The organism is Methylobacterium organophilum, assembly GCF_022179465.1.
Lineage (GTDB): Bacteria > Pseudomonadota > Alphaproteobacteria > Rhizobiales > Beijerinckiaceae > Methylobacterium > Methylobacterium organophilum.
In genome coordinates this window covers 73148-97419 of sequence record NZ_BPQV01000015.1, presented here as the reverse complement: position 1 = coordinate 97419, position 24272 = coordinate 73148, and the positions used below count along the sequence as shown (strand labels likewise).

Sequence of the window (24272 nt, the reverse complement as noted above, 5' to 3'; positions counted from 1 at the left end):
CGCTCAACCGTCGGAGCGATCCGGCGGGGGCGGCGCGTTCTCCCGCGGCGCCGCGGCGCGGCGCTTGTTGCGCAGGTGCCGGAACAGGATGTCGCCGAGCTCGTCGCCCGCCCGCCGGCGCAGGGCGTCGAGGATCGCCTCGTGCTCGCGCATGGCCTCGCCCCAGCGGTCCCGGTTCGCGTCGAGATTGGCCGCGTAGCGGGCCCGGCGCAGGCGCCCGGCGACATTGGCGTAGGCCGCCCGCAGGGGCTCGTTGTCGGCGGCCTCGACGATGCGGTCGTGGATCGCCTGGTTGCAGGCGAAATAGCCGCGCAGGTCCCGGCGCAGGTAGAAGCCGTACATCTCGTGATGCAGGCGCTCGATATCGGCGAAAGCCGGCTCGGCGATTTTTTCGCAGGCGAGGCGGCCCGCCAGCGCCTCGAGCCCGCCCATCATGTCGAAGAGCGCGACCAGCTCCTCCGGCCCGAGCTGGCGCACCCGGGCGCCGCGGTTCGGCAGGAGCTCGATCAGCCCCTCGGCGGCCAGCACCTTCAGCGCCTCCCGCAGGGGCGTGCGCGAGACGCCGAAGCGCTCGCACAGCAGGCGCTCCGGCACCCGGGCACCGGGCGCCAGATTTCCCTCGACGACGAAGTCGCGCAGCCGGGCGAGCAGGGCATCGTGCAGCGAGGGGACTCCGCAGAACTCGCCCGCCGGGGCGGAGGGCAGGGCCAAGCCCTCGTCGGCAGCAGCGCCTACGGGCGGTTCGAGCATCATGGCCCGCCTGTACCAGCCGAACGGGCGCGCGTCGACGAAACTGTGTGCGAAATGCCGCTCACTCTCAAAAAAACGAATGCATTTTGCGGCCTCAGGACCGACGCCGCGATCCCTTTGCCGGCACGCGCGACGGGGCGGCCTTGTGCTACGAGCCGGGCCATGCGGGCCACGCCCCTCGGCCTACGGGAGAGACCATGACATCCGTGAACCGGCTGATCGCCCAGGAACTCGGGGTGCGCGAGGCGCAGGTCGCGGCCGCCGTCGAGCTGCTCGACGGCGGCGCGACCGTCCCGTTCATCGCCCGCTACCGCAAGGAAGCGACCGGCTCCCTCGACGATGCGCAGCTGCGCACCCTGGAGGAGCGCCTCGGCTACCTGCGCGAGCTCCAGGACCGGCGCGCGACCGTGACCGAGAGCATCCGCGCCCAGGGCAAGCTCACGCTGGAGCTCGCCGCCGCCATCGCCGTGGCCGACACCAAGGCGCGGCTGGAGGACATCTACCTTCCTTACAAGCCGAAGCGCCGCACCAAGGCGCAGATCGCCCGCGAGGCCGGCCTCGGGCCCCTCGCGGAGGCGCTCCTCGCCAACCCGGCGCTCGATCCCCGCACGGCCGCGGGAGGCTACGTCTCGGCGGCCAAGGGCGTGCCGGGGGTGGACGAGGCCCTGGAGGGCGCCCGGCACATCCTCGTCGAGCGCTTCTCGGAGGATGCCGACCTCGTCGGGCGCCTGCGCGAGGATTTCTGGCGCGGCGGCAGCGCGGTCTCCAAGGTCCGCAAGGGCAAGGACGCGGCCGGCGCCAAGTTCGCGGATTACTTCGACTGGAGCGAGCGCCTGGAGCGCATGCCCTCGCACCGGATCCTCGCCCTGTTCCGGGGCGAGAAGGAGGAGGTCCTCGACCTCGATCTCGCCGCCGAGGGCGAGGACATGCCGGCGGGCCAGCCGGGCTCGTTCGAGCTCACCATCGGCCGCCGCTACCGCATCGCGGCCCAGGGCCGCCCCGGCGACCGCTGGCTCCTCGACACCGTGCGCGCCGCCTGGCGCACGAAGATCCGGACCGGGATCAAGGCCGACCTGCGCGCCCGCCTGTTCGAGAAGGCCGAGACCGAGGCCGTGAAGGTCTTCGCCGGCAACCTCAAGGATCTGCTGCTCGCCGCCCCCGCCGGCGGGCGGACCACGTTGGGGCTCGATCCCGGCTACCGCAACGGCGTGAAGGTCGCGGTGGTCGATGCCACCGGCAAGGTCGTCGCCGTCGAGACCACCTATCCGCACGAGCCGCAGCGCCGCTGGCAGGAGAGCGTGCAGAGCCTCGGCCGGCTCTGCCGCCAGCACGGGGTCGAGCTGATCGCGATCGGCAACGGCACCGCCTCCCGCGAGACCGACAGGCTCGCCGCCGAGATCCTGGCCGCCAACCCGGATCTCAAGATGACCAAGGTCATGGTCTCGGAAGCGGGCGCCTCGGTCTACTCGGCCTCCGAGATCGCCAGCCGCGAGCTGCCCGGCCTCGACGTCTCGCATCGCGGCGCGGTCTCGATCGCCCGCCGCCTGCAGGACCCGCTGGCCGAGCTCGTGAAGATCGACCCGAAGTCGATCGGCGTCGGCCAGTACCAGCACGATGTCGGCGAGACCAAGCTGTCGAAGTCGCTCTCGGCCGTCGTCGAGGATGCGGTGAACGCCGTCGGCGTCGACGTGAACACGGCCTCGCCCGCGCTGCTGGCCCAGGTCTCCGGACTCAGCGCCATGGTCGCCGCCAACATCGTGTCCCATCGCGACGCGAACGGCCCGTTCCGCAGCCGGGCCGCCCTCAAGAAGGTGGCCGGGCTCGGACCGAAGACCTTCGAGCTGGCGGCCGGCTTCCTGCGCATCCAGGGCGGCGAGAACCCCCTCGACCGCTCCGGCGTCCATCCGGAGGCCTATCCGGTCGTGCGCCGCATCCTGGAGGCGACGAAGAGCGACATCCGCGTGCTGATCGGCAACGGCGCCGTGCTGGCGACGCTCGCGCCCGCCGCCTTCGCCGACGAGCGCTTCGGCGTGCCCACGGTGCGCGACATCATCGCCGAGCTGGAGAAGCCGGGCCGCGACCCGCGCCCGGCCTTCAGGACCGCGACCTTCCAGGAGGGGGTCGAGACGATCACCGACCTGAAGCCCGGCCAGCAGCTCGAGGGCGTGGTGACGAACGTGGCCGCCTTCGGCGCCTTCGTCGATATCGGCGTGCACCAGGACGGCCTGGTCCATATCTCGGCGATGGCGCGCCGGCGGATCGCCTCGCCCGCGGGGGTGGTGAAGGCGGGCGACGTGGTGCGCGTCCTCGTCCTCGCCGTCGACGTGCCGCGCAAGCGGATCTCGCTGTCCATGCGCCTCGACGATCCGATCGACCGCGCAGCACCGGCCCCCGGCGCCCGGCCGGCGGCCCCGAAGCCCTCCCCGGAGCCGAGCCAAGGCGGCGCCCTCGCCGACGCGTTCCGCCGCGCCACGCCCCGCCCTGGCCGCTGACCCGCCCGGAACGGAATCGCGGCCGAAGGTCGAAACCCGGCCGCGAAACGTCGACGCCCATCGGAAAAAGTGGTGCCGGTTGCGGGACTCGAACTCGCGACCGACCGCTTACAAGGCTTTTGCAGAAACCGCTCAACCACCTGACAAATATCTATTTTTCCTGCGGCACCGATACTGTTCGGGTGTTTTTCGGGACTTCATGCGACGCATTTGGCCGATCCACGCCGCCTCCCCGGCACGCCCGCCGCTCGCTCATGTCGAAGGTCGCGGCGAGATACGCCACGGCCTCCCGTCTGGCGGCGGGCGTCACCACTTTTTTCCCTAAAAGATCCTTCAGCGCGGCGTTGTCGAGCATGGCGTCGGCCAGCCTCCTTCAGCCGGCCGTTCTCGTCCTCGAGCTCCTTGAGACGCCGCGCATCCGAGACCTCGAGCCCGCCGAACCTGGCCTTCCATTTGTAAAACGTGGCCGAGCTGACGCCGTGCTTCCGGCAAACCTCCGCGGTCGCCACCCCCGCCTCCTGCTCACACGGATAGCCACTGCGTCTCATCTCAGGATCGATGACGCAATGTTCGATCCTGTTCCTGCAGGAAGCGGAATGACCCTGATCCCTGTTCCGGTCTATCGCCATTGCTTCTCGTCGGAGATCCAGGCTTCACCCGGAATCGGACCGTTCTTCGCGAAGGCGCCGACCACGTTCGTGAGGAGCTTGGCAACCGAGTTCTTGAAGCCGTCGACGGGGAGGGCTTGGCCGAAGGCGATCGAGCTTGCCGAGAACACGGCGCCGCCGTTCGGCGCGGTGAAGAACACCATGTCCGCCCGGATGCGGTAATCCTGCGTCCCGGTCATGCCCGGATAGGCGTAGAGCACCTCTTCGACCGACAGCACGTAATTGTCGGTGTGGCCGCCCGAAGACGCGATGATCTTGGCGTGCGGCGGGGTGCCGAGCTTGAGGTCGTACCGATCGAGTTCCAGTCCCGCCGCACCGCCCTGCGCGAGGCCGAAATCGCCGATGATCTCGCCCTCGATCCCCTCCGTGATCCAAGACACGGTGCGATGATAGCTGTCCGGCATGCGGCGGAACGGCTTGCCGCTCTCGAACCCCTCGCCGATGAAGCCAACGCCGAGTGTCTTCTGGGGCGGGCGGCCGCGATTGCGCCACAGGCCGCTCTTGTCGCCGGTCGTCTGGAGGTAGTGCTCGCCGGGGCGCGCCGCCCAGGCACGCATGCCGGAGTCGAGCTTGCGAACCTCCATGATCCACGGCTCATCGTCACGGTAGGCGACGTTCCAGTAGTAGCCGTTGCCGCCCATGTAGATGAACCGGCCGCCCTCGGCGATGAAGTCCTCGGTGGCGTCGAGGATGCGCTCGGAGACATATTCGGGATGCGTGCCCGAGAGGACGCAGCGGTACGGCTTCAGGGCCGCGAGCCCCTCCAGGTGCACGTCCTGTTCGGTCAGAACCTCGTAGTCGAAGCCGGACTGGTCGAGCCAGGCGATGACGGAGAGGTCCGCCGGAAACTGCCACGTCGTGCCCATGCTCGACATGCGGTATTTGGGCCGCATGTTCAGGATCGGCCGGCGGAAGGAGCTGAAGCAGACGCCAGCCCCGTCCTCGTAGCTGTCGTAGGTCGAGAGCCCGAAATCCGGGTTCTTGTACATCTCGATGTCGATCTCGTCGACGATCGGTGGTTGGCCGGTCATCGGCTGGATGATCTGCGCGTCGAAGCTCAGATGCTCGTTGGCGTAGGCGAGATAGCTGCCCGTCGGGATCAGGAAGGCAACCGGCGCCTTCGGTACCTTGGCGCGCACGAAGAACACGACGTATTCCTCGGCGAGTCCCCGGCCAGGACCCGCCCGCAGGCGGATCGCGTAGGCGCCGCTCTTCAAGTTGTCGGGCAGCGTCAGTGTCCGCGTCACGCCCCAGTTGCTGTCGATCATGGTGTCGACGTGGAACTCGACGCCGCCATACTCCTCTGGAGCGAGGCGGAAGCAGTCGTTGCGGCCGTTCCAATTGTAGCCGGTCTGGGCGCGGACCGGTCGGTTGTAGCCGACCGCGTCGAGGCCGTGCGGGCCGGTGTCGATCACCGTGTCGCCGATGCCGCGCTCGGTGTAGCCGGCGGTCGTGTCCCAGAAGGCGAGGAGACCATCGGCGGGGCGCTGCCCGGCCTGGAGGGCGGCCATCTCGCCACGGCTCAAAGCCCGTCCGTACAGTCCGGGGCGGTCGAGCTTGCCGCAGAAGCACTGACCGACGAAATGGCCGCGCGCCTCGTGCCAGTCCTGCGCGCCGGCGATCAGGAAGGGGGTCTGCGGATCGTGCCGGGGGCGGAACCGGAGGGTCTCGGCGACGTGGGAGCGGTAGTCCATCGGCACGACCTTGCCGAGGAGGGAGTTGTAGCGGTTGACGACGGGCTCCTGGAAGATCTCGGCACGGCCCGTGCGGGCATCGTAGGAGACGGCGACGAAGTACCAAATGCGTGCGACGAGGGGCGCCTCGGCGGCGACGTAGTCGACCTCGCTACCATCACCGACCCAGAACTCGAGGAAGCCCTTGCGGTTGATGCCGAAGCCGAAGCCCTTGTTCGAGCGGATGTCCCACCGTCCGACAAGGGACTGGCGCAGACCCACCGTCGGCAGCGTCGACCAGAGATACGTAAAGACCGTGAAGCTGCCCTCCGGCGCGAGGCGTTGGTCCGGATCGGCGACGCGCAGGAAGGAGCCGACCTGCGTGTACTGCTTCCAGACCTTCCAGAGCCCGTTCGCTTCGCAGGCGATTTCCTCCTCGATATAGCCCGGCCCCGAGGGATGGGCGTCGCCGTGAACGAGGCGCACGAGCTGGGCTTCCGCCGTATCCGTACCGTCGGCGTTGACGTGAACATCGATGCGCTCGCCGGGCTTGGCAGAAATGCGATCCGTGTAGCCGAACAGCTTGACTTGAGACATCGGGCTTTCCTGTCGCGGATTATGGGGAACCCAGTCCTAGGACTCGAGCAGATCTTGCACGCGGCGCAGGAACACGGCGTGGTAAGCCTCGGTCTCGGTGGCGTAGGTTTTCTCTTCGACGAGGCGGGGAGCGACGCCGCGGTGGCCGGACAGGGCCACGATCCGATAGGCCTTGAACGGCTCGATCACGGTGATCGCGTACTTGTCGACCTGCGGCTGGCGCCGGAAGTACATGAGCAGGCGCTCGAGCGGCTCACTGTGCTGTCCGAGCGGATTGCGCTGGTGCTCTTCGATCAGCCGCTCGGAGACGATTGTCTTCAAGTAATCACGCTGCATCTTGTCGAAGCGACGTGCGTAGATGAGATCCTTGTCCTCGGTCTCGGTGGCCTCTTCCGGAAGCATCTCTCCGCCTTTCTCCGCTCGCGAAGAGCGGTTTTCACTCTTCTTCTTGTTCCGCCAGGCGCGGAACTGCTGCTTGATCCCGAAGAGTCCATTCTTGAGGAACAGCACCACACCCAGCATGATCAGGCCGATGACGATCAGGCGGATCGGCCCGAGGGACAGGAAGACCTTGTCGATCAGGATGACGATGAAGGTGCCCGCGACCGCCCCTTCCGAGCGGCCGATGCCGCCGATCACCAGCATGGCGAGGCCAAGCAGCACCGCGTCGAAGGAGAACAGCGAGGGCGAGGCGCCTCGAAAGTAGGAGGCGTAGAAGCCGCCAATCAGCCCGAGTGCCACCGAGGACAGGATGAAGACCTGGATGCGCGCGGCCCGGTAGTCGATCCCGACGGCCTGGGCGAAGGCCTCCCGCTTCTCCGGCGCCATCCGCAGGATGCGGCCGAGGCGCTTGCCGTGGACGAACCGGAACAGCGCGAGAGCCGCGAGCATCAGGGCGAAGGCCCCGTAGTAACCGGTGGCGAGTTCTCCGAAGGGGGAGAGCCCCGTCGGGATGAAGGAATCCGCCCCGTAAAGGCCGCCGGTCGCCGAGCCGAAGGTGCGCGACTGCACCACGTAGACCCGGCACAGCTCGTTCAGGCCGAGCGTCAGCAGCGCGTAGTAGAAGCCGTCGAGGCGGGTCGCGGGCAGGGCGATCACCACCCCGAAGACGAGGCCGATGCCGGCGCCGACAAAGGGCAGCGTCCACCAGGGCCAGCCATAGAAGACCGACATCGCCGCCGCGCCGTAGGCCGCCGCGCCGACGACCGCCATCGTCGCCAGCGAGAAGATGCCGGCGGTGCCGATAATCAGCGTCCAGCAGAGGTTGATCGCCGCGTAGATCAGGAACACCGTGCCGGCACTGATCAGCGTCGATTGCAGGTCGCCGGGAACGACCAACGGCGCGAGCAGGATGGCGAGGAAGCTGAGCGCCCAGTAGATCGGGCGGCGGTCGAGGATCGTCTTCTCGCGCCGGAGGATCTTCGGGTTGTACTCGCCGCGGATGTCGAGCACGCGTCGCCTGGTCGGCCAGTAGCGAAGGCGGTTCCAGGTCCGCTCGCCATGGCCCTGCGCTTTCCAAAAGTAGCGCAGGCGCCCGACCTTGTGCATCTTTACATGGGAGGCACGCTTGGCGCGCCAGACCTCACCCGGATCCCGCCAGGGATCGCTCGCCGCTTCCGCAGGCTCCGCGTCGCCCCGCCAGGGAGTGAGCGGGTTCTTCCAGACTTCGCCCATGGTCATGCCTCCCGCGCCTTGTCGAGGATGCCCGCGATTCCGCGGGGGCGGACCAGCAGAACGAGGATGATGAGGAGGAACTGTGTGATCAGGACGTATTGTCCGCCGAGCAGGGCCGAGGTCAGCGCCTCGTTGACACCGAGAAGGATCGCGGCGGCGATTGCCCCGCCAACGCTACCGAGGCCGCCCAGCAGCGCCACGCTCAAGCCCTTGATGAGCGGCGTGAGGCCGCTGAATGGGCTGATGAAGTAGGTCTGCGACAGGAGCACCGAGGCCAGTCCGGCCAGCCCTCCCGTCAGCGCCATCACGTAGAAGCCGGTGCGCCGGACGCCGATGCCGACGAGGGAGGCGGCGTGCGGGTTCATCATCATGGCGCGAATTTCGAGGCCGCGCCGGCTCGATCGCATCCAGCGGAGCGCCAGCGCCAGCATCACGACCGAGGTCACCATGGCGCCGCCCTTGTCGGCTGTGACGACGACGTTGCCGAGCGGCAGCTCCCAATCCCCGAACAGGGGCGGCAAGTTCTTGGCGCGCGGGCCGAAGACCTGGAGCAGGAGCTGCGTGCCGATCAGGCTCAGCGCCAGGCTCGCGATCAGCCCGCGAACGGTGAAGTTCGGCTTGTCGTGGATCGGGATGAAGGCGATCGCACAGACGATCAGGCCGCAAACGGCGCCGGTAAGGATGCCGGCGAGGATGACCACGGGGCCGACGACGAGCGTCATGTCGGCGAGAGCATCGAGCGCCTGCAACTGTTCGGCGACGAGCCACGCGCCGTAGCCGGCCGCCGCGAAAGTGACGCCGTAGGCCATGTTGACGAGGCCGAGACTCGACCACGTGATGGAGAGGCCGATGGCCAGCGTGCCGTAGACGCAAGCCAGCGTGACGGCCGAGACGATGACGAACCCGATATCCACGGTGACCTCACAGCTCGCGCTTGGTCTGCGATGCGAGCGAGGTCGAGGCCTCGCCCTTGAGTTGGCCGACATGCATGCCGAGGATGCGGTCGACCCGACCTTCGAGGAGCGCCACGTTCTGCTCGGCGATGACCATGGCCGAGCGGCCGAGCTCCAGCCCCATCAGCGCATCCATCACGCCCTTGCCGATCTTCGGGGCGAGGCCGAGGGAGGGCTCGTCGACGAGGAACAGCGAGGCGTCGGCCATCAGCCCGCGCCCGAGGGAGACCATGCGCCGCTCGCCGCCCGAGAGGCGTCCGACCGGCGTGCCCATCAGCTTGCGCAGCGGCGGGAAGATCGCCAGCACCCGCTCCTTGCGCGGGCCCCGCTCCCGCCAGGAGCGCGGCGTGAAGGCACCGCTGTCGAGATGTTCCTCGACGGTGAGACCGTGGAAGATCTCATCGCCCTGCGGCATCAGGGCGAGGCCCTGACGTACGACGTGATGGGTGTAGCGGCCCGGTCCCTGGCTGCGCGAACCGCCGACCTCGCGGCCGTTGAGGCGGATCGACCCCCGCTGCCAGCCGGTCAAGCCGGCGATGGCCAGGAACAACGTCGACTTGCCGTGGCCGTTGAGGCCGACGATGCCGAGGCGCTCGCCGGGCCGCACGATCAGGTCGAGATCGTGGATCACTCGCATCGGGCCGTAGCCGGCCGAGAGGCCGCGGATCGCGAGGATGGATCCGTCGGTTTCGGGTTCGGGGGGACGTCGTCGTGCCAGGAAGCCGATCATGTCAGCTCGCCCTCCTCAACCTGCTCGAAATATGCGGCGTGGACGCGGGGATCGGCCAACACCGTCGACAGACTCCCCTCGACGACCTTTTCGCCCGCATCCATCACCATGACGCGATCGGCGATGGTCTCGAGGAGCTCGATCCGGTGCTCCACGATTACGATCGACATGCCCATCTCCTTCGAGAGGAGGCGGATCAGGTGGTCGAGCTCGTCGACTTCGGCGTTGATGAGTCCCGCCGCCGGCTCGTCGAGCAGCAGCAGCTTGGGCCGGCGCATAAGCAGGCAGGCGAGAAGCAGCTTGCGCCGGTTCAATGTCTCCAGCCGGCTCGCCGGCATGGCTTCGTCCACGCCGAGATGGACGAGTTCCAGGCCCCATTCGGCGTGGTGGCGGGTCAGGTAGGGCGTATAGGCTTGCCGGGCGCCCTTCAGGACTTCGCCGACCGTGAGATCCTCGGGCACGACGGGGGTCTGGTAGGTGCGGCCGATGCCGATCCGCGCCCGCTCGTAGAGTTTCAGCCCGGTGATGTCGCGCCCCTCGAAGGTGACGCGCCCGCGCTTGGGTGCGGTGCGCCCGCTTAGCACCTCGAACAGGCTGGTCTTGCCCGCCCCGTTCGGGCCGATGATGCCGAGCACCTCGCCCGGTGCGACGGAGAGCGAGATGCCTTTCAGGATCTCCCGCCCGCCAAGGTCGAGAGCGATGTCCGTGCAGGCGAAGAGCGCTGCGCCGACATCGATCCCTGCGGAGCCGCTGCCTGCGATATCCATGACTTCAGCCCTCATGTCCGGGTCTCAAGCCCAAGGCACTGTCTTGTATTCGGTCTCCTTGAGCGCGAAGGGATAGATGATCTTGCTCTCCCGGCTCTGGACCTGGAAATAGAGCTGGCTCATGCCCTTCTCGATGTCCTGCGTCCCGACCGGGTACTGCACCGCCTCCTGGCGCTTGTTGCCCATAAGCGACCAGCCGCAGACGCCCCGAAACGCGCCTTCGCGCAGTGCCGTGCAGTTCGCCTTGAAGTCTTCCGGCTTGCCGGTCTTCTCCCAGACGTCCTTCATCATGTGGACAATGTCGTAGCCGGCGCCGGTGTAGCACAGGCCCATGACCTTGCCGGGGAAGCGCTTCTTGTACTTCTCGCGGAACGCCTTGCCCTTCTCGTCGGCATAGACGCCGAGCACGGTGCTCCAGACGAAACCTTCCGCGGCACGCCCGGCGAGTTCGAGGAACTCCGGTTGCGAGGGGCCGTACTGGAGATAGACGAGGCTGTCCTTCAGAGGATTGGAGCGGAACTGCTTGACGAAGGCGGCGTACTCGGCGGCGACCCAGTGGTCGATCATCACGGTACCGGCGCCGACCTCCTTGATCTTCTGGATGACCGGCCCCCAATCCTGGACGGGGTACTGGATGTCGGTGACCGCGGCGAGTTCGAAGCGGCTCTTCTTGAGTGCCTCCTGACACGAGCGCGAGATCGTTTGATTGTAGGCGATCTGCTCTTGGACGATGTGGACCTTGTTGTTCTTCGGCTTCCAGGCGCCGCTCTTCTCGAGATCCTGGAGAAAGATCGGGAAGGTTTCGCCGTAATAGACCTCAGACGGGTCCATCTGGAAGATATGGCCGTACTTGTCAGGGTGCGCCGCCGTGAGATCGGTGGCGGCGCGCTGGGTGTTGCCGTTCACGTAGGGACAGCCATACGCCACCGAGGCGTCCATGGCCGGGATGGGGACGAACAGGAACGGCGAGGAGATGGCGTGGACCTTCTGGTCCACGAGGCTGCGGATCGCCGCTTGGCAGCTCTCGGCGTTGAGAAGATCGACATCGACGACCTTGAACTGGAGCGGCCGGCCGAGGATGCCGCCGGCCGCGTTGATCTCCTCCATCGCCAGCGTCGAGCCGTTGAAGTGATCCTGATGGTCGGCGACGCCCGCGGCCGCGGTCTGCGAGATCGTCAGCCCGAGGACGATCGGCTCACCGGACGGCTTGGCGATGGCGGGAGCCGGGATGACGGCGGAGGCGAGACCCGCCCCGCCCGCGGCAAGCGCGGCGCCTGCCGCCAAGCCCTGCACCACCTGTCTGCGGTCGACGGTACGATCCTTCATCGAAAACCTCCGGAAATATCCAGCGCGTCGCCGGAAAAAGGGTGCTGTCTTCGGGCGTTGTTCGCCGCGAAAACCCGCTCCTGATTTACACATGGGATAATCTTTATGGCTACGTGTCAATTCCTGTCAGGAAAAATTTTTTGGCGAGAATAATTAGGCAAATTGCCCAAATCGGCGCCGCCTTCAGGTCCGGCGCACGGACGCCAGTCTCGGCACTAATATGCTGTTATAAAAGGTGATTTCTGAGAGGCGACGATGCCAATCTCCTGCAGCGGTTGAACGCGTGCTTCGTAGTTAAGCTGGACGTTCGCCGCCATGTGATATAATCAAATTGATTACTCGCTGGCGAATCGCCTTCTAACGAGGCGTAGGCCGGACTCGGGAACCGATTCCGGATCAACGGTCGCCCGATCGCCGCATCCGGACTATGCAAGTTCCGAGAGGCGCGGTTGGACGAAGCTTCGCAGCAAGGGAGGTGCGGGACGATGCGCGTGGTGGTGGCCGACGATCATTGGATCGTGCGGGAGACCCTGAAGCAGGTCCTGCGCAGCGTGCAGGGCGACATCGAGGTGATCGAGGCGGCCACGTTCACCGAGGTCGAGACACATTTGCGCGCCCGCGACGACATCGGCCTCCTCCTGATCGACCTCGTCATGCCAGGCATACGCGGGGACGGCGAGATCGAGCACCTGCGGCGGCGCCATCCCGACGTGCCGATCGTCGTCATCTCGGTGCATGAGGACCGTGAGCGGATCATGCGGGCGATCCAGCTCGGCGCCGTCGGCTACATTCCGAAATCCGCCAAGCCGGAGGAGATCGTGACGGCGCTCTCTCTCGTCCTGTCGGGACAGGTTTCGTTTCCGCGCCGCATCCTGGAGGGCGGACCGATGCAGCCCGCCTCCGGAGAGGCTCCGGCAATGGAGAAAGCCGCCCTCACCCGGCGCGAGGTCGAGGTCGTCGCGCTCCTCGGCCGCGGACGCTCGATCGCGCGCATCGCCGGCGACCTCGGGCTCAGCCCGCACACGGTCCGCGTCCACGTCACGCGCATCATGAAGAAGCTGGGTGTCGAGGATCGCTCGGCGCTGATGCATTATGCGGTGACGCAGCTGCGAAACGGTGGAATCCGCTCACCGGATGGCGGGGTCCCGTGAGCGATGCCCCTGCCCCGGCTCCATTGTCGCCGATCGACCTCAATACGATTTGGGGGGCGCTGCAGGGCGCTCATTTCGGCCTTGCGGTGTTCGCGCGTGACGGGCGGCTGATTGCCGCCAATGGACGGCTCAAGGCCATGTTCGATCGGGTGTCGAAAACCCTCTCACCGGGAGAGACACTCGGCGCATTTCTGTCGGCGCTCGCTCGAACCCACGAGGCTGTAGTCGAGACCAAGCCTCGGGATTGGGCCGCGGACCTCGCTGCCGCAGTCTGGCGCGAGGAGGCTCGAGAGGTGCCGATGGCCGACGGACGCGTCCTGGAGTTCCTGCCAAGCCGGGATGAGGTCGGGCGGCTCGTCCTGTCGGTGCAGGACATTACCCGCCTGAAGCGCGGCGAGCGCGCCTTGCAGGCCGCCAGGGACCTTGCGGAGACCGCCAACCTGACGAAGTCGCGCTTCCTGCGCGCCGCCAACCACGATCTGCGTCAGCCGCTCGCGACCCTCAAGATCCTGATCTACACGTGTCTGTCGCTGAGCGACGAGGCGGCGCGCCGCGAAGCGCTGCACGCCATGGACGTGTCGGTGGAGGTCATGGAGGATCTCATCCGCGCGCTCCTGCATATCGGTCAGCTCGATGCCGGCAACATCGTGCCGCGCAAGGCCACCTTCCCCGCCTCCGCCCTGCTGGACCGCCTGCGCATCCAGTTCGAGCCGCTCGCCCGGGAGAAGGGCCTGATCCTCGACGTGCTGCCCTGTGCGCTCCCCATCGTCACCGACAAGGCCCTCCTTGAGCGTGTGCTTGCCAACCTCGTCGCGAACGCGATCACCTACACGCCTGTCGGCCGCGTAACCGTCGCTTGTGTGAGCGAGGGGACCCATTGCCGGATCGAAGTCCGCGACACCGGCCCAGGCATCGCGCCGGACGAACAGGAGCGCATCTTCGAGGAGTTCTACCGGATCGGGCGGGCGGAAGACGGTCAGCGCAAGCGGCTCGGCCTTGGGCTCAGCATCGCCAAGCGCATCAGTGAGCTGGCCGGCCACCCCATCCTGCTGGAGAGCCGGCTCGGGGAAGGCTCGACCTTCTCGATCCAGGTGCCGCTCGGCGACGTCTGGCAGAGCGAGGTAGCGGAGACCGAGATCAGCGAGATGCTGGCCGGGCAGTTCGCCGGCCTGCCCGTGCTCGTCATCGAGGACGACGCGGATCTGCGCCGCGTACTGACCGGGCTGCTCCAGCGCTGGGGCATGGAGGTGACCGCCTGCGCCCGCCTTGCCGAGGTCGAGGCGGCGATCGTAAGCGGGGCGCTGGAGCCGCTCCTTGTCCTCTCGGACTACCGGCTGTCGGGACATGAGCGCGGCACCGAGGTCTGCACCCGGCTGCGCGCCCATCTCGGGGCGGACCTGCCCTGCGTGATCGTGACGGCCGACGCCGACGCGGAGAGCCACGCCCGAATCCGAGACCTCGGCTTCCCGGTCCTGACGAAGCCGATCAGCCCGCCGCGCCTGCGGGTCCTCATGCACCGTCTCCTGTACGAGACCACCGATTCGCTCTCGGCGGAGCCGCTATCCAACCAAGGAGGCGAGCGATGAGCGCGTCCGCTCCGATCCCCATCGGCAGCCTGGTGCCGCTCACCGGCGCCTCATCCGCCGACGGTATCGAGTTTCGCAACGGGCTGATCCTGGCCAGCGAGGAGATCAACGCCGCCGGCGGCATCCTTGGCCGCCCGGTCGCCCCGGTCTTCGTCGACACGGGTCGCCAGAACGCCGAGGCGGTTATGGCCGGCGCGCAAGTGCTGATCCACCTTCACCGCGTCCACGCGATCATCTGCGGATACAACATCGGCCCACAGAACTCGGAATACGAACCGATCGCCGATGCCGGCATCCTTTACATTCACCACAACACTCTGCTGCAGCACCACGACACCGTCACCTCGAACCCGGAACGGTATTTCGGTTGCTTCATGAGCGATCCAGCCGAGTACTGGTACGGACAAGGCTTCATCAAATTTATCTCCTGGCTGAGAGAGACCGGCCAGTGGCGTCCTGCAAGCAACCGCATCGCCATCATCTCGGGCTCGGCGCCCTACAGCATCGTCATCGCCAACGCGATGGCGGCCGCGGCCCCCCAGTTCGGCTGGGAGATCTGCTGTGGTCCGAAAGTCGTGCGCACGCCGCGCACCGACTGGTCGCAGGCCCTCTCCCTGCTCCGGGACAGCCGTCCCGACGTGATCGCCAACACCCATTTCTTCGCCGGCGATCTCGCGGCCTTCCACCAGCAGTTCATGCGTGCCCCGATCCCGGCCCTCGTCTATCTTCAGTATGGCGCCATGCACGAGGCGTTCACGGCCGCGACCGGCCGCTCGGCCGAAGGGATCATCGTCGGCACGGTCGTCGGCCTGCTGCCCGACGCGATGGGCAACGCCTTCGCGCAACGCTATCGGGCGCGCTTCGGTGCCAGCTCGACGCCGAGCGTCGGCGCGCAGACCTATGTCGCTCTGCACCATTACGCGATCGCCGCGGCGCTCGAAGGAGGGACGGCTCCTCCCGGTCATTTCGAGCAGAACCGGCGCGTGGCCGCGCGCCTCCGGCGCACGATCTATCGGAGCGTCGTCGGCACGATCCGATACGATGTCGCGACCCAATCCGCCATTCCGTATCCGAACGTCGTCAGCGATCCATCACTTGGAATGCCGCATCTCTTCTTCCAAATTCAGGACCACACCGCTGATCAGGTCTTGATCGCTCCTGACCCTTATCGAACCGGAGCATTTCGGCTTCCAAGCTGGATGTCGTAGCGCGTCGGTACGTAACAAGCATACTTAGCACCGCTAGACGCCTGACCTGACCGGCTGGCTTTGGACCGGTCTGATTGAGAGGATCAGCCCGGACCGAAGGAGTCGGGCATGCGGCGAGGTCAGAAGACGAGCGCGGAGCAGGTTGTGCTCAGCTGCGCCAGATCGAGGTGCAGACAGCCCAGGGCAAGAGCTTGGCGCTGGCTCAGCTAAGGAGGCGGAGTTCTCCGAGCAGAGCTATGACCGCTGGCGCAAGGAATACGGCGGCCTCCAGGTCGACCAAGCCAGGAAGATGAAGGATCTTGAGCGCGAGAACGCGCGGCTGCGGCGGCTCGTGGCCGATCTGTCCCTAGAGAAGCAGATGCTGGCAGACGTCGCCGCGGGAAACTTGGAGCCCCCGAGCGACGCCGGCAGGCGGTTGCGGGCATCACGGACACCGCGGCAATCTTGAAGTCCGTCGCCTGGGCCACGCTCATGGCGTCCAGCTCGCCTTAGGTCCTGGTCGGAGATGTCGGTGAGCATGGCCCGCCCCTCGTTGGCGCTTACGGTGGCACAGCCGTTCCGGAGGGTCCCGGATGTTCTGTCTTTGTACTCGCGCGGCATCGCCGGGAGGCGCTCTTTCGAGGCGCCCCCGGGCGATATCGGGCAGCAATTACAGAAGATTAGGATGGTGCCGGTTGCGGGACTTGAACTCGCGACCTACCGCTTACAAGGCGGTTGCTCTACCAACTGAGCTAAACCGGCGAAACCGCGAATCCGCTAACAGCCGGCGCAGCCCCGCGCAAGCCGTCGCTCGGGGCGAAGGGTCCGGAGCCGCCGCGCGGCCCCGCGTATCATGGTCAAGCTTAGATCAGTTGCGCGCAAGTCCTTCCGGCAAGATGTGCTTGCGCCGCGAGAAACATCCGGAAACATTCCCCGTCTTCACGGCTTCATCATGACCGGGCCGATGAAGAAAGTCTGAATAGCGGTTTCAGACGGGGTTAAATCGCACCCCGATAGCAGCCTCCCCTCGAAGAACAGCCGACGCACGGGCCCGACGGGCCGGCCGGCAGGCCGAGCCGTCCCATCGCCGCCGGAAACGGCCGCGGCCCGGTGGTGAGGAGAGATGACGAGGGATCGCGACGGACGCACGGACGCACCGTGCCCACCCCCGGCCGGGCGGCCCCGGCGACCGGACGGCCGCGGCCTCGAAGCGGCCGCGCGCCGACGCATCGGCCGCGCGTTGCGCGCGCTCTATGGCGGCCTCCTCGACGAGCCCCTGCCCGAGCGCTTCACCGCGCTGATCGCGGCCTTGCCCGCCGCCCCGACGAGCAAGGAGGGCTCATGATGACCCAGCCGCTCACCCCCGCCGCCGGCCTCGTCGATGCGGAGATGCGCGAGCTCCTGCTCGCCGCGATTCCCGCGCTGCGCGCCTTCGCCTTCTCCCTGACCTACGACCTCGACCGCAGCGACGACCTCGTGCAGGACACGCTGGTGCGGGCCTGGACCAAGGCGGACAGCTTCCGCCGGGGCACGAACCTCACCGCCTGGCTGTTCACGATCCTGCGCAACCTGTTCTATTCCGAGCAGCGCAAGCGCAAGCGCGAGATCGAGGATGCCGACGGCGCCCATGCCGCGCGGCTGTCGAGCCTGCCAGAGCAGGAGATCCGGGTGGAGATGGGCGAGTTCCGCGCGGCCCTCGATCGCCTGCCCTACAGCCAGCGCGAGGCGCTGATCCTGGTGGGCGCCCAGAACTTCACCTACGAGGAGGCCGCCGCGATCTGCGGCGTGGCCGTGGGCACGGTGAAGAGCCGGGTCAGCCGGGCGCGGGGGCGCCTGATCGAGGCGCTCGGCATGCAGGGCACGGACGATATCGGCGCCGATGGCCTGACCCGGGCCGCCCTCGGCGGCGCGCCCTGAGCCGGGCTCAGCCGAAGAGGGCCGTGAGGAGGTAGGTGCCCGCCGCGATCAGCGCCGCGGCCGGCAGGGTCAGCACCCAGGCGACGACGATGTTGCTGGCCACGCCCCAGCGCACGGCGGAGGTGCGCCGGGCGGCGCCGACCCCGACGATGGCGCCGGTGATGGTGTGGGTGGTGGAGACCGGGATGCCGAGCCCCGTGGCCATGAACAGGGTCAGGGCGCCCCCGGTCTCGGCGCAGAAGCCCTGCATCGGGTTCAACCGGGTGATCTTCGAGCCCATGGTGTGGACGATGCGCCAGCCCCCCATCAGGGTGCCGAGGGCCATGGCCGCCTGGCAGGCGAGCACGACCCAGAGCGGCACGTGGAAGCCCTCGCCGAGATGGCCCTGCGAGTAGAGCAGCACCGCGATGATGCCCATGGTCTTCTGGGCGTCGTTGCCGCCATGGCCGAGGGAATAGAGCGAGGCCGAGGCGAATTGCAGGACGCGGAAGGTCGAATCGACCGCGAACGGCGTCTGCCGGACGAAGATCCAGGAGACCGCGAGAACCAGGAGCAGGGCCAGGACGAAGCCGACGAGGGGGGAGAGCACGATCGCGGCGGCCGTCTTGGTCAGGCCGCCCCAGACCACCGCCCCGAGGCCGCCCTTGGCGATGCCCGCGCCGACGAGGCCGCCGATCAGGGCGTGGGAGGAGCTCGAGGGGATGCCGAGCACCCAGGTGATCACGTTCCAGGCGATCGCCCCCATCAGCGCGCTGAAGATCAGCCGCGGATCGACGATCGCGGCATCGACGATGCCGGTGCCGAGCGTCTGGGCCACGTGCAGCCCGAAGAACAGGAACGCGATGAAGTTGAAGAAGGCCGCCCAGAGCACGGCGTATTGCGGCCGCAGCACCCGCGTCGAGACGATGGTGGCGATGGAATTGGCCGCGTCGTGCAGCCCGTTCAGGAAGTCGAACAGGAGGGCGATGCCGATCAGCCCGATCAGCCAGGGCAGGGCGAGCTGGACGCTTTGCACGGGCCGCCCTCACACGTTCTCGATGACGATGCCGCTGATCTCGTTGGCGACGTCCTCGAAGCGGTCCACCGTCTTCTCCAGGTGGTCGTAGATCTCGCGGCCGATCATGTAGGCCATCGGGTCGGCGCCCCCCTTGGCCCTGTAGAGGGCGCGCAGGCCCTCCTCGTGCAATTCGTCCGAGCGGCCCTCGACCCGGGTGATCGCCTCCGTGATCTCCTGGAGACGGCCGGCATTGCTGCCGATCGCGCTGAGCAGCGGCACGGCCTGGGCCGTCAGCTTGGCCGCCTCCACCACCGTGCCGCCCATCTCCCGCATCAGCGGCTCGAAGGCGTGCTGCTCGTAGAGGGTGATGGTCTTCACGGTCTTGTGCATCTGGTCGATGGCATCGTCCATCGACTGGATCAGGTCCTTGATGTCGCCGCGGTCGAAGGGGGTGATGAAGCTGCGGCGCACGGCGAGCAGCACCTCCGCCGTGATGGTGTCCGCCTCCTCCTCCCGGGCGACGATGGTGCCGCAATGCTCGGCCACCCCCTCGCCGCCGGCGAGCAGGGCTTCCAACGCCTCGGCGCCCGAGACCAGGGTGCGCGAATGACGCTCGAACAGCACGAAGAAGCGGTCCTCCCGCGGCATCAGCGCACGAAACCAGCCGAGCATCGGACCTCGCGGAAGAAAAGCCGCCGCCGCAGGAAGCGGAGCCGGCGCAACATCGCACACTTAGTCGGCATATCGCCGCGTCAAGAGCATGCGTTTCCGGAATGCGCGCGACGCGGTCAGAGCTCCGGCCCGTAACCGGCCAGGAAGACCCGGACCGCCTCCCCCACCCGCTGCTCCATCTCCGCCCGGGTCGGCGGCCCGCCGGCCGCGAAGAGCAGGCGCGTCAGCAGGCCGGCCTGGCAGAGATGCAGGAAATGCTTGGCGGCGAGCTCGGTGTCGGCCTTGCGCAGGCGCCCCGCGGCGACCTGACGGTCGAGATAGTCGGTGAGCCGGCCGATGCCGCAGGCGGGTCCCGCCTCGTAGAAGGCCTGCCCGAAGCGGGGAAATTTTTCCGTCGCCCCGATCACCATGCGCACGAGGGAGATGTGCTGCGGCTTGGCGAGCTCGGAGAGATAGGTCTCGGCGAGCTGGGTCAGGGCCCCGCGCACGTCGGGATCCTCCGGGTCGAGCTTGAACAGGGCCTCGGCGAGGCCGCGCTTCTGCTCGAGGGTCAGGGCCTCGAACAGGTCCTCCTTGCTCGCGAAATAGACGTAGAGGGTGCCCTTGGAGACGCCGGCGGCCCGGGCGATCTCGCCCATGCTGGCCCCGTCGAAGCCGAAGGCCATGAAGACCTGGCGGGCGCCTTCCAGGATCTGGCGGCGCTTGTCGCTCTCGGCGGCGGCGCGGGCCGCGCCGTCTCCCTGGATCGCCGCTTGTACGGACATGACGCGAAGTTCCATTGACCGAACCGTTCAGTCAGATTAGATAGGCCGTCAGCCACCTGCGGGTCAAGCCGCATCGCTCATTGACCGAACGGTTCGGTCAGAGAGGGTTCCGGAGCCAGACATGTCCCTTCGCGAGGACGAGACGCGGCGCGACGAGCCGGTCATCGAGAGCCGCGGCGAGGCCGAGCCGGGCAGGGCGCCTCTGCCCGCGCCGGTCCCCAACGCCGCCCCGGAGACCGCACGCACCCCGCCGCGGCCGGCGCCCGCGAAGCGCTCCCGCCGGAAGCTGGTCCTGACGGCCCTGCTCGCGGCGGCGCTCGCCGGCGGCGGCTACGAGGGTTGGCAGTGGTGGACGGTCGGGCGCTTCTTCGTCGCGACGGACGACGCCTATGTCCAGGCCGACATCTCGGTCCTGGCCGCCAAGATCTCCGGCTACCTCCAGGCGGTGCCCGTCGTGAACGGGCAATCCGTGAAGCAGGGCGACGTGATCGCCCGGCTCGACGACGGCGATTACCGCCTGGCCCTGCAGGCGGCGCAGGACAAGCTCGCCACGCAGGAGAGCACGATCGCGCGCATCGGCCGCCAGGCCGAGGCGGCGCAGGCCCAGGTCGGCCAGAGCGCGGCCCAGGTCGAGGCGGCCAGGGCCGATGCCGTGCGCGCCGCCGCCGACTATGTCCGCGCCACGCAGATCCAGGCCGACTACGTCGCCAAGTCCCGCATCGACCAGGCCAAGGCCGACCGCGACCGCACGGAGGCCGCGCTGAAGGGGGCGGAGGCCGCCCTCGTCGCGGCGAAGGCCAATGTCGACGTGCTGCAGGCCCAGAAGCGGGAGGCGGAGAACCTCGCCGCGGAGCTGCGCACCGCGGCCGACCGGGCCCGGCGCGACCTCGACTTCACCGTGATCCGCGCGCCGTTCGACGGGGTCGTCGGCAACAAGGCGGTGGAGGCCGGGGCCTATGTCGCCCCGGGCTCGCGCATCGCCGCCCTGGTGCCGCTCCAGAGCGTGCGGGTGGACGCGAACTTCAAGGAGACGCAGGTTGAGCGGGTGCGCCCGGGCCAGCCCGTGCACATCCATGTCGACGCCTATCCCGACCGGGACATCGTCGGCACCGTGGAATTCCTGTCGCCGGCCTCGGGCTCGGTCTTCTCCCTGCTGCCGCCGGACAACGCGACCGGCAACTTCACCAAGATCGTGCAGCGCCTGCCCGTGCGGGTGCATGTGCCCGACGACGTCGCCCGCGAGGGCCTGCTGCGCCCGGGCCTCTCGGTGGTGGTGCGCGTCGATACCCGCGAGGGCGCGCAGGCCCCGCTGCTGCGCACCGCCCACGCGGGTCCGCGGGACTGACCGCCATGGCCGCCACGGCCGCCCTCGCCCCGAGCGCCGGAGCCCCTCCGGCCGCGCGCCCGGCCGAGCCGCCCCTCGACCGCCGCCGCATGGTGGCGTTCCTGTGCATGGTCTTCGGGATGTTCATGGCGATCCTGGACATCCAGATCGTCTCGGCCTCGCTCAACGAGATCCAGGCCGGCCTCTCGGCCTCCGGCGACGAGATCCCCTGGGTGCAGACGAGCTACCTCATCGCCGAGGTCATCTCGATCCCGCTCTCGGGCACGCTCTCCCGGGTGCTCTCGACCCGCTGGATGTTCGCGATCTCGGCGGGCGGGTTCACCCTGATGAGCCTGATGTGCGCCACCTCCTCGACCATCGACCAGATGATCGTGTGGCGGGCGCTCCAGGGCTTCATCGGCGGCGGCATGATCCCGACCGTGTTCGCCTCCGCCTTCACGATCTTCCCGCCCTCCAAGCGCCCCATCGTCTCGCCGATGATCGGCCTCGTGGCGACGCTCGCCCCCACCATCGGCCCCACGGTCGGCGGCTACCTCACCGACCTGTTCTCCTGGCACTGGCTGTTCCTCATCAACGTGGTGCCCGGCCTCTTCGTCACGGTCGCGACCATCCTGCTCGTCGATTTCGACAAGCCGAACCTGAAGCTCCTCGACCATTTCGACTGGGCGGGCCTCGCCTTCATGGCGGGCTTCCTCGGCTGCCTCGAATACGTGCTGGAGGAAGGGCCGAACCACGACTGGCTGCAGGACGAGGCGGTGTTCGCCTGCGCCCTCGTCTGCGCGGTCTCGGGCCTGCTGTTCTTCGCCCGCGCCTTCACCGCGCGCCAGCCGATCGTGGATCTGCGCGCCTTCTCCGACCGCAACTTCGCCGCCGGCTGCGTCGCGAGCTTCGTGCTCGGCATCGGCCTCTACGGGCTCACCTATCTCTACCCGGTCTATCTCGCCCGGGTGCGCGGCTACTCGGCCCTGCAGATCGGCGAGACGATGTTCGTCTCGGGGCTTTGCATGTTCGCGACCGCCCCGATCGCCGGCCGCTTCCTGAGCAAGGCCGATCCGCGCCTGCTGATGGCGATGGGTTTTTCGGGCTTCGCCTTCGGCACCTGGATCGTCACGGGGCTCACCAAGGACTGGGATTTCTGGGAGCTGCTCTGGCCGCAGGTCCTGCGCGGCTGCTCGCTGATGCTGTGCATGATCCCGATCAACAACATCGCGCTGGGCACCCTGCCCCCGGAGCGGATGAAGAACGCGTCGGGCCTCTACAACCTCACCCGCAATCTCGGCGGCGCGGTCGGCCTCGCGCTGATCAACACGCTCCTGAACGACCGCTGGGACCTGCATCTCGCCAGGCTGCACGAGCGCTTCAGCTGGTCCAACACCGCAGCGCTCGAGCGGCTCGAGACCATGCGCAAGCAGTTCGAGGTGCTCGGCGGCGATGCCGGCGGCATGGCGCTCAAGGCCATGACGAACACCGTGCGCGTCCAGGGCCTCGTGATGAGCTTCGAGGACGTGTTCCTCGTCCTCACCGGCCTGTTCCTGGCCATGGCCTGCGCCACGCCGCTGATCCGCCGGCCGCGGGCGGGCGCCGGGGGCGGCGGCCACTGAGGCCTCAAAGGCGGAAGCGGTCGACCTCGGCCAGGAGATCCACGAAGAGCCGCGCGCCGTGGTCGAGGAGCCGTTCGCCGGCTTCCGCGCTGCCCAGGGTCGCGTCCCCGATGGCGCCCGAAGGATGCAGATCCTCCGCCTTCCAGGCGAAGGCCGCCGGCCGCCCGGCCCGCAGCAGGGCGAAGTCCTGCTCCATCGCCCGGGTGCGCGGCACGAAATCCGCGATCGCGTCCTGACGCACCAGATCGGGCCGGAGCGCCAGCATCAGCGCCGTCTCGATACCGCCGGCATGGATGCCGTGGCGCACCTCCTGCGGCGGGAACAGCCCCTCCGGCACGCCGAGCCGGCTCCAGGAGGTGGTGACCGCGACCATGCCGCGCGCCCGCAGGTTTCCGGCCACGAGGTCGATCAGCGCGCTGTTGCCCCCGTGCGAGGAGACGATCACCAGCTTGCGGCAGCCGGCCCTGAGCACCCCCTCCCCCAATCCCGTCCAGGCCGCGAGGGCGGTCTCGGCGGTCAGGGTGAGGGTGCCGGGGAAGGAATCGTGCTCGTCCGACTTGCCGACCGCCTGGACCGGCAGGATCAGCACGTCCTGCTCGGCCGGCACGAGGGCGGTCACGCGGGCGAGATAGCCCTCGGCGATGAGGGTGTCCGTGCCGAGGGGCAGATGCGGCCCGTGCTGCTCGACGGCGGCGACGGGCAGCACCGCGATCGCCCGGCTCATGTCGCGGGTGGACACATCCCGCGTCGTCAGGTCGGCCCAGGCCCGTGCCGGCATCGTCGTCTCCGTGGTGGCGTGACAGCCCCGCTACGCAGACCGGCCGCACGCCCCACGCGTCAAGCCCCCCTGCCGCCATGGCGGCTCGGCGGGGCCCGTCTTTTCGCGTTCAGCGGCGGCGGCTCAGCAGCCAGCCCAGGCTGAAGGCGCCGGCCGCGACGAGAAGGACCGTCGCCGCCTTGTTCTCCTCGGCGCGGTGGGCGAGCGCCCGGCCGCGGCGGCTGGCTTCCTTGCGGTAATGGCGGCCGCGCTCATAGGCGTCGTCCCGCAGGGCACGGCCCCGGTCATAGGCCTCCTCGCGCAGGTCGCGGCCCCGCTCGACCGCCTCGTCGACGAAGTGACGGCCTTCCCGCTGCCATTCCTCGACGCGTTCGCGGGCGTCGCCATAGGCGTGCTGCGCCGCGCCCGCCACCTGATCGTAGGCGCCTTCGAGCTGGCGGCCCGCATTGCCGGCGACCGCGCCGAGCGCCGTCTTGCCGCGGCCGCGAATGTGACGGATCCCGCCTTCGATACGGTCCCTGTTCATGCCGTCCTCGTTCGTCGTCTGGGGGCCGGAGCGGCGGGCCGGGCAGGCCCGCCGCTCCGGAATCCTGAGTTCGCATCGGCTGCTCGGGCGCCGCGTCCGCGCGGCCCGAACCGGTGCG

Annotated in this window: 20 protein-coding genes, 1 tRNA gene and 2 pseudogenes; 9 read left to right on the top strand and 14 right to left on the bottom strand. The window is 68.3% G+C overall.

From position 1 onward, the window contains the following. Positions 1 to 3: 3 nt before the first annotated feature. A complete protein-coding gene (locus MFF21_RS21385) occupies positions 4 to 753 on the bottom strand; it encodes a GntR family transcriptional regulator (RefSeq protein WP_238313837.1) in 750 nt (249 codons plus the stop codon). A 194-nt stretch (positions 754 to 947) separates the two neighbouring features. Here MFF21_RS21385 and MFF21_RS21380 point away from each other — a divergent pair, with 194 nt between their 5' ends. Next, positions 948 to 3242 (top strand): Tex family protein, encoded by a 2295-nt coding sequence (locus tag MFF21_RS21380; protein ID WP_238313835.1) that lies wholly within the window; start codon positions 948 to 950, stop codon positions 3240 to 3242. A 214-nt stretch (positions 3243 to 3456) separates the two neighbouring features. Here MFF21_RS21380 and MFF21_RS21375 read toward each other — a convergent pair. The 7 genes and pseudogenes from MFF21_RS21375 to MFF21_RS21345 form a co-directional block, all read right to left on the bottom strand. Further along, positions 3457 to 3790: pseudogene (locus MFF21_RS21375) on the bottom strand (transposase); the annotation flags it as partial. Between the two features lie 71 nt (positions 3791 to 3861). Further along, entirely contained in the window at positions 3862 to 6180 is a 2319-nt protein-coding gene (locus MFF21_RS21370) for a N,N-dimethylformamidase beta subunit family domain-containing protein (RefSeq protein ID WP_238313833.1), read from the bottom strand. A gap of 36 nt (positions 6181 to 6216) precedes the next feature. Beyond that, positions 6217 to 7854 (bottom strand): branched-chain amino acid ABC transporter permease, encoded by a 1638-nt coding sequence (locus tag MFF21_RS21365; protein WP_238313825.1) that lies wholly within the window; start codon positions 7852 to 7854, stop codon positions 6217 to 6219. A 2-nt stretch (positions 7855 to 7856) separates the two neighbouring features. Next, a complete protein-coding gene (locus MFF21_RS21360; protein ID WP_238313816.1) occupies positions 7857 to 8768 on the bottom strand; it encodes a branched-chain amino acid ABC transporter permease in 912 nt (303 codons plus the stop codon). 7 nt (positions 8769 to 8775) lie between these two features. After that, on the bottom strand, positions 8776 to 9537 hold the full coding sequence (locus MFF21_RS21355) for an ABC transporter ATP-binding protein (protein ID WP_238313814.1): 762 nt from the start codon (positions 9535 to 9537) through the stop codon (positions 8776 to 8778). Continuing rightward, a complete protein-coding gene (locus MFF21_RS21350; RefSeq protein ID WP_238313812.1) occupies positions 9534 to 10304 on the bottom strand; it encodes an ABC transporter ATP-binding protein in 771 nt (256 codons plus the stop codon). The genes MFF21_RS21355 and MFF21_RS21350 overlap by 4 nt, the downstream gene beginning before the upstream one ends. Before the next feature lie 24 nt (positions 10305 to 10328). After that, positions 10329 to 11630 carry an ABC transporter substrate-binding protein gene (locus MFF21_RS21345; RefSeq protein ID WP_238313810.1) on the bottom strand — a complete coding sequence of 434 codons (1302 nt, stop codon included), beginning with the start codon at positions 11628 to 11630 and terminating at the stop codon, positions 10329 to 10331. Positions 11631 to 12115: 485 nt separating this feature from the next. Here MFF21_RS21345 and MFF21_RS21340 point away from each other — a divergent pair, with 485 nt between their 5' ends. The 4 genes and pseudogenes from MFF21_RS21340 to MFF21_RS21325 form a co-directional block, all read left to right on the top strand. After that, entirely contained in the window at positions 12116 to 12781 is a 666-nt protein-coding gene (locus tag MFF21_RS21340) for a response regulator transcription factor (RefSeq protein ID WP_238313808.1), read from the top strand. Beyond that, positions 12778 to 14367, top strand: coding sequence for an ATP-binding response regulator (locus MFF21_RS21335; RefSeq protein ID WP_308445696.1), 1590 nt, complete (start codon positions 12778 to 12780; stop codon positions 14365 to 14367). The genes MFF21_RS21340 and MFF21_RS21335 overlap by 4 nt, the downstream gene beginning before the upstream one ends. Beyond that, on the top strand, positions 14364 to 15575 hold the full coding sequence (locus tag MFF21_RS21330) for an ABC transporter substrate-binding protein (RefSeq protein ID WP_238313806.1): 1212 nt from the start codon (positions 14364 to 14366) through the stop codon (positions 15573 to 15575). Before MFF21_RS21335 ends, MFF21_RS21330 begins: the two co-directional genes overlap by 4 nt. Before the next feature lie 108 nt (positions 15576 to 15683). Beyond that, positions 15684 to 16001: pseudogene (locus MFF21_RS21325) on the top strand (transposase); the annotation flags it as partial. A gap of 239 nt (positions 16002 to 16240) precedes the next feature. On the opposite strand, the gene MFF21_RS21320 reads toward MFF21_RS21325, so the two are convergent. Then, positions 16241 to 16316, bottom strand: a tRNA-Thr gene (locus MFF21_RS21320). Positions 16317 to 16677: 361 nt separating this feature from the next. On the opposite strand from MFF21_RS21320, the gene MFF21_RS21315 reads away from it, so the two are divergent. Together MFF21_RS21315 and MFF21_RS21310 are read left to right on the top strand one after the other, a co-directional pair. Further along, entirely contained in the window at positions 16678 to 16899 is a 222-nt protein-coding gene (locus MFF21_RS21315) for a NepR family anti-sigma factor (RefSeq protein ID WP_238313804.1), read from the top strand. Next, a complete protein-coding gene (locus tag MFF21_RS21310; protein ID WP_238313802.1) occupies positions 16896 to 17471 on the top strand; it encodes a sigma-70 family RNA polymerase sigma factor in 576 nt (191 codons plus the stop codon). Before MFF21_RS21315 ends, MFF21_RS21310 begins: the two co-directional genes overlap by 4 nt. Before the next feature lie 7 nt (positions 17472 to 17478). On the opposite strand, the gene MFF21_RS21305 is transcribed toward MFF21_RS21310, so the two are convergent. From MFF21_RS21305 to MFF21_RS21295, 3 genes are all read right to left on the bottom strand, one after another. Further along, a complete protein-coding gene (locus MFF21_RS21305) occupies positions 17479 to 18486 on the bottom strand; it encodes an inorganic phosphate transporter (protein WP_238313801.1) in 1008 nt (335 codons plus the stop codon). A gap of 9 nt (positions 18487 to 18495) precedes the next feature. After that, positions 18496 to 19140 (bottom strand): DUF47 domain-containing protein, encoded by a 645-nt coding sequence (locus tag MFF21_RS21300; protein WP_238313800.1) that lies wholly within the window; start codon positions 19138 to 19140, stop codon positions 18496 to 18498. Positions 19141 to 19256: 116 nt separating this feature from the next. After that, a complete protein-coding gene (locus tag MFF21_RS21295; protein ID WP_238313799.1) occupies positions 19257 to 19904 on the bottom strand; it encodes a TetR/AcrR family transcriptional regulator in 648 nt (215 codons plus the stop codon). A 121-nt stretch (positions 19905 to 20025) separates the two neighbouring features. On the opposite strand from MFF21_RS21295, the gene MFF21_RS21290 reads away from it, so the two are divergent. Both MFF21_RS21290 and MFF21_RS21285 read left to right on the top strand, forming a co-directional pair. Next, positions 20026 to 21249, top strand: coding sequence for an HlyD family secretion protein (locus MFF21_RS21290; RefSeq protein WP_238313798.1), 1224 nt, complete (start codon positions 20026 to 20028; stop codon positions 21247 to 21249). Between the two features lie 5 nt (positions 21250 to 21254). After that, positions 21255 to 22850, top strand: coding sequence for a DHA2 family efflux MFS transporter permease subunit (locus MFF21_RS21285; RefSeq protein ID WP_238313780.1), 1596 nt, complete (start codon positions 21255 to 21257; stop codon positions 22848 to 22850). A gap of 4 nt (positions 22851 to 22854) precedes the next feature. Here MFF21_RS21285 and MFF21_RS21280 read toward each other — a convergent pair whose 3' ends face one another. Together MFF21_RS21280 and MFF21_RS21275 are read right to left on the bottom strand one after the other, a co-directional pair. After that, positions 22855 to 23628: a creatininase family protein gene (locus tag MFF21_RS21280; RefSeq protein ID WP_238313778.1), complete on the bottom strand. Its 774-nt coding sequence runs from the start codon at positions 23626 to 23628 to the stop codon at positions 22855 to 22857. Positions 23629 to 23737: 109 nt separating this feature from the next. After that, complete coding sequence (locus MFF21_RS21275) at positions 23738 to 24154, bottom strand: CsbD family protein (protein WP_238313776.1); 417 nt, start codon at positions 24152 to 24154, stop codon at positions 23738 to 23740. Between the last annotated feature and the right edge of the window lie 118 nt (positions 24155 to 24272).

Coding starts and splice junctions, on each gene's coding strand:
- MFF21_RS21385 (WP_238313837.1), bottom strand. CDS start 753: ATGATGCTCGAACCGCCCGTAGGCGCTGCTGCCGACGAGGGCTTGGCC.
- MFF21_RS21380 (WP_238313835.1), top strand. CDS start 948: ATGACATCCGTGAACCGGCTGATCGCCCAGGAACTCGGGGTGCGCGAG.
- MFF21_RS21370 (WP_238313833.1), bottom strand. CDS start 6,180: ATGTCTCAAGTCAAGCTGTTCGGCTACACGGATCGCATTTCTGCCAAG.
- MFF21_RS21365 (WP_238313825.1), bottom strand. CDS start 7,854: ATGGGCGAAGTCTGGAAGAACCCGCTCACTCCCTGGCGGGGCGACGCG.
- MFF21_RS21355 (WP_238313814.1), bottom strand. CDS start 9,537: ATGATCGGCTTCCTGGCACGACGACGTCCCCCCGAACCCGAAACCGAC.
- MFF21_RS21350 (WP_238313812.1), bottom strand. CDS start 10,304: ATGGATATCGCAGGCAGCGGCTCCGCAGGGATCGATGTCGGCGCAGCG.
- MFF21_RS21345 (WP_238313810.1), bottom strand. CDS start 11,630: ATGAAGGATCGTACCGTCGACCGCAGACAGGTGGTGCAGGGCTTGGCG.
- MFF21_RS21340 (WP_238313808.1), top strand. CDS start 12,116: ATGCGCGTGGTGGTGGCCGACGATCATTGGATCGTGCGGGAGACCCTG.
- MFF21_RS21330 (WP_238313806.1), top strand. CDS start 14,364: ATGAGCGCGTCCGCTCCGATCCCCATCGGCAGCCTGGTGCCGCTCACC.
- MFF21_RS21315 (WP_238313804.1), top strand. CDS start 16,678: ATGACGAGGGATCGCGACGGACGCACGGACGCACCGTGCCCACCCCCG.
- MFF21_RS21310 (WP_238313802.1), top strand. CDS start 16,896: ATGATGACCCAGCCGCTCACCCCCGCCGCCGGCCTCGTCGATGCGGAG.
- MFF21_RS21300 (WP_238313800.1), bottom strand. CDS start 19,140: ATGCTCGGCTGGTTTCGTGCGCTGATGCCGCGGGAGGACCGCTTCTTC.
- MFF21_RS21295 (WP_238313799.1), bottom strand. CDS start 19,904: ATGTCCGTACAAGCGGCGATCCAGGGAGACGGCGCGGCCCGCGCCGCC.
- MFF21_RS21290 (WP_238313798.1), top strand. CDS start 20,026: ATGTCCCTTCGCGAGGACGAGACGCGGCGCGACGAGCCGGTCATCGAG.
- MFF21_RS21285 (WP_238313780.1), top strand. CDS start 21,255: ATGGCCGCCACGGCCGCCCTCGCCCCGAGCGCCGGAGCCCCTCCGGCC.
- MFF21_RS21280 (WP_238313778.1), bottom strand. CDS start 23,628: ATGCCGGCACGGGCCTGGGCCGACCTGACGACGCGGGATGTGTCCACC.
- MFF21_RS21275 (WP_238313776.1), bottom strand. CDS start 24,154: ATGAACAGGGACCGTATCGAAGGCGGGATCCGTCACATTCGCGGCCGC.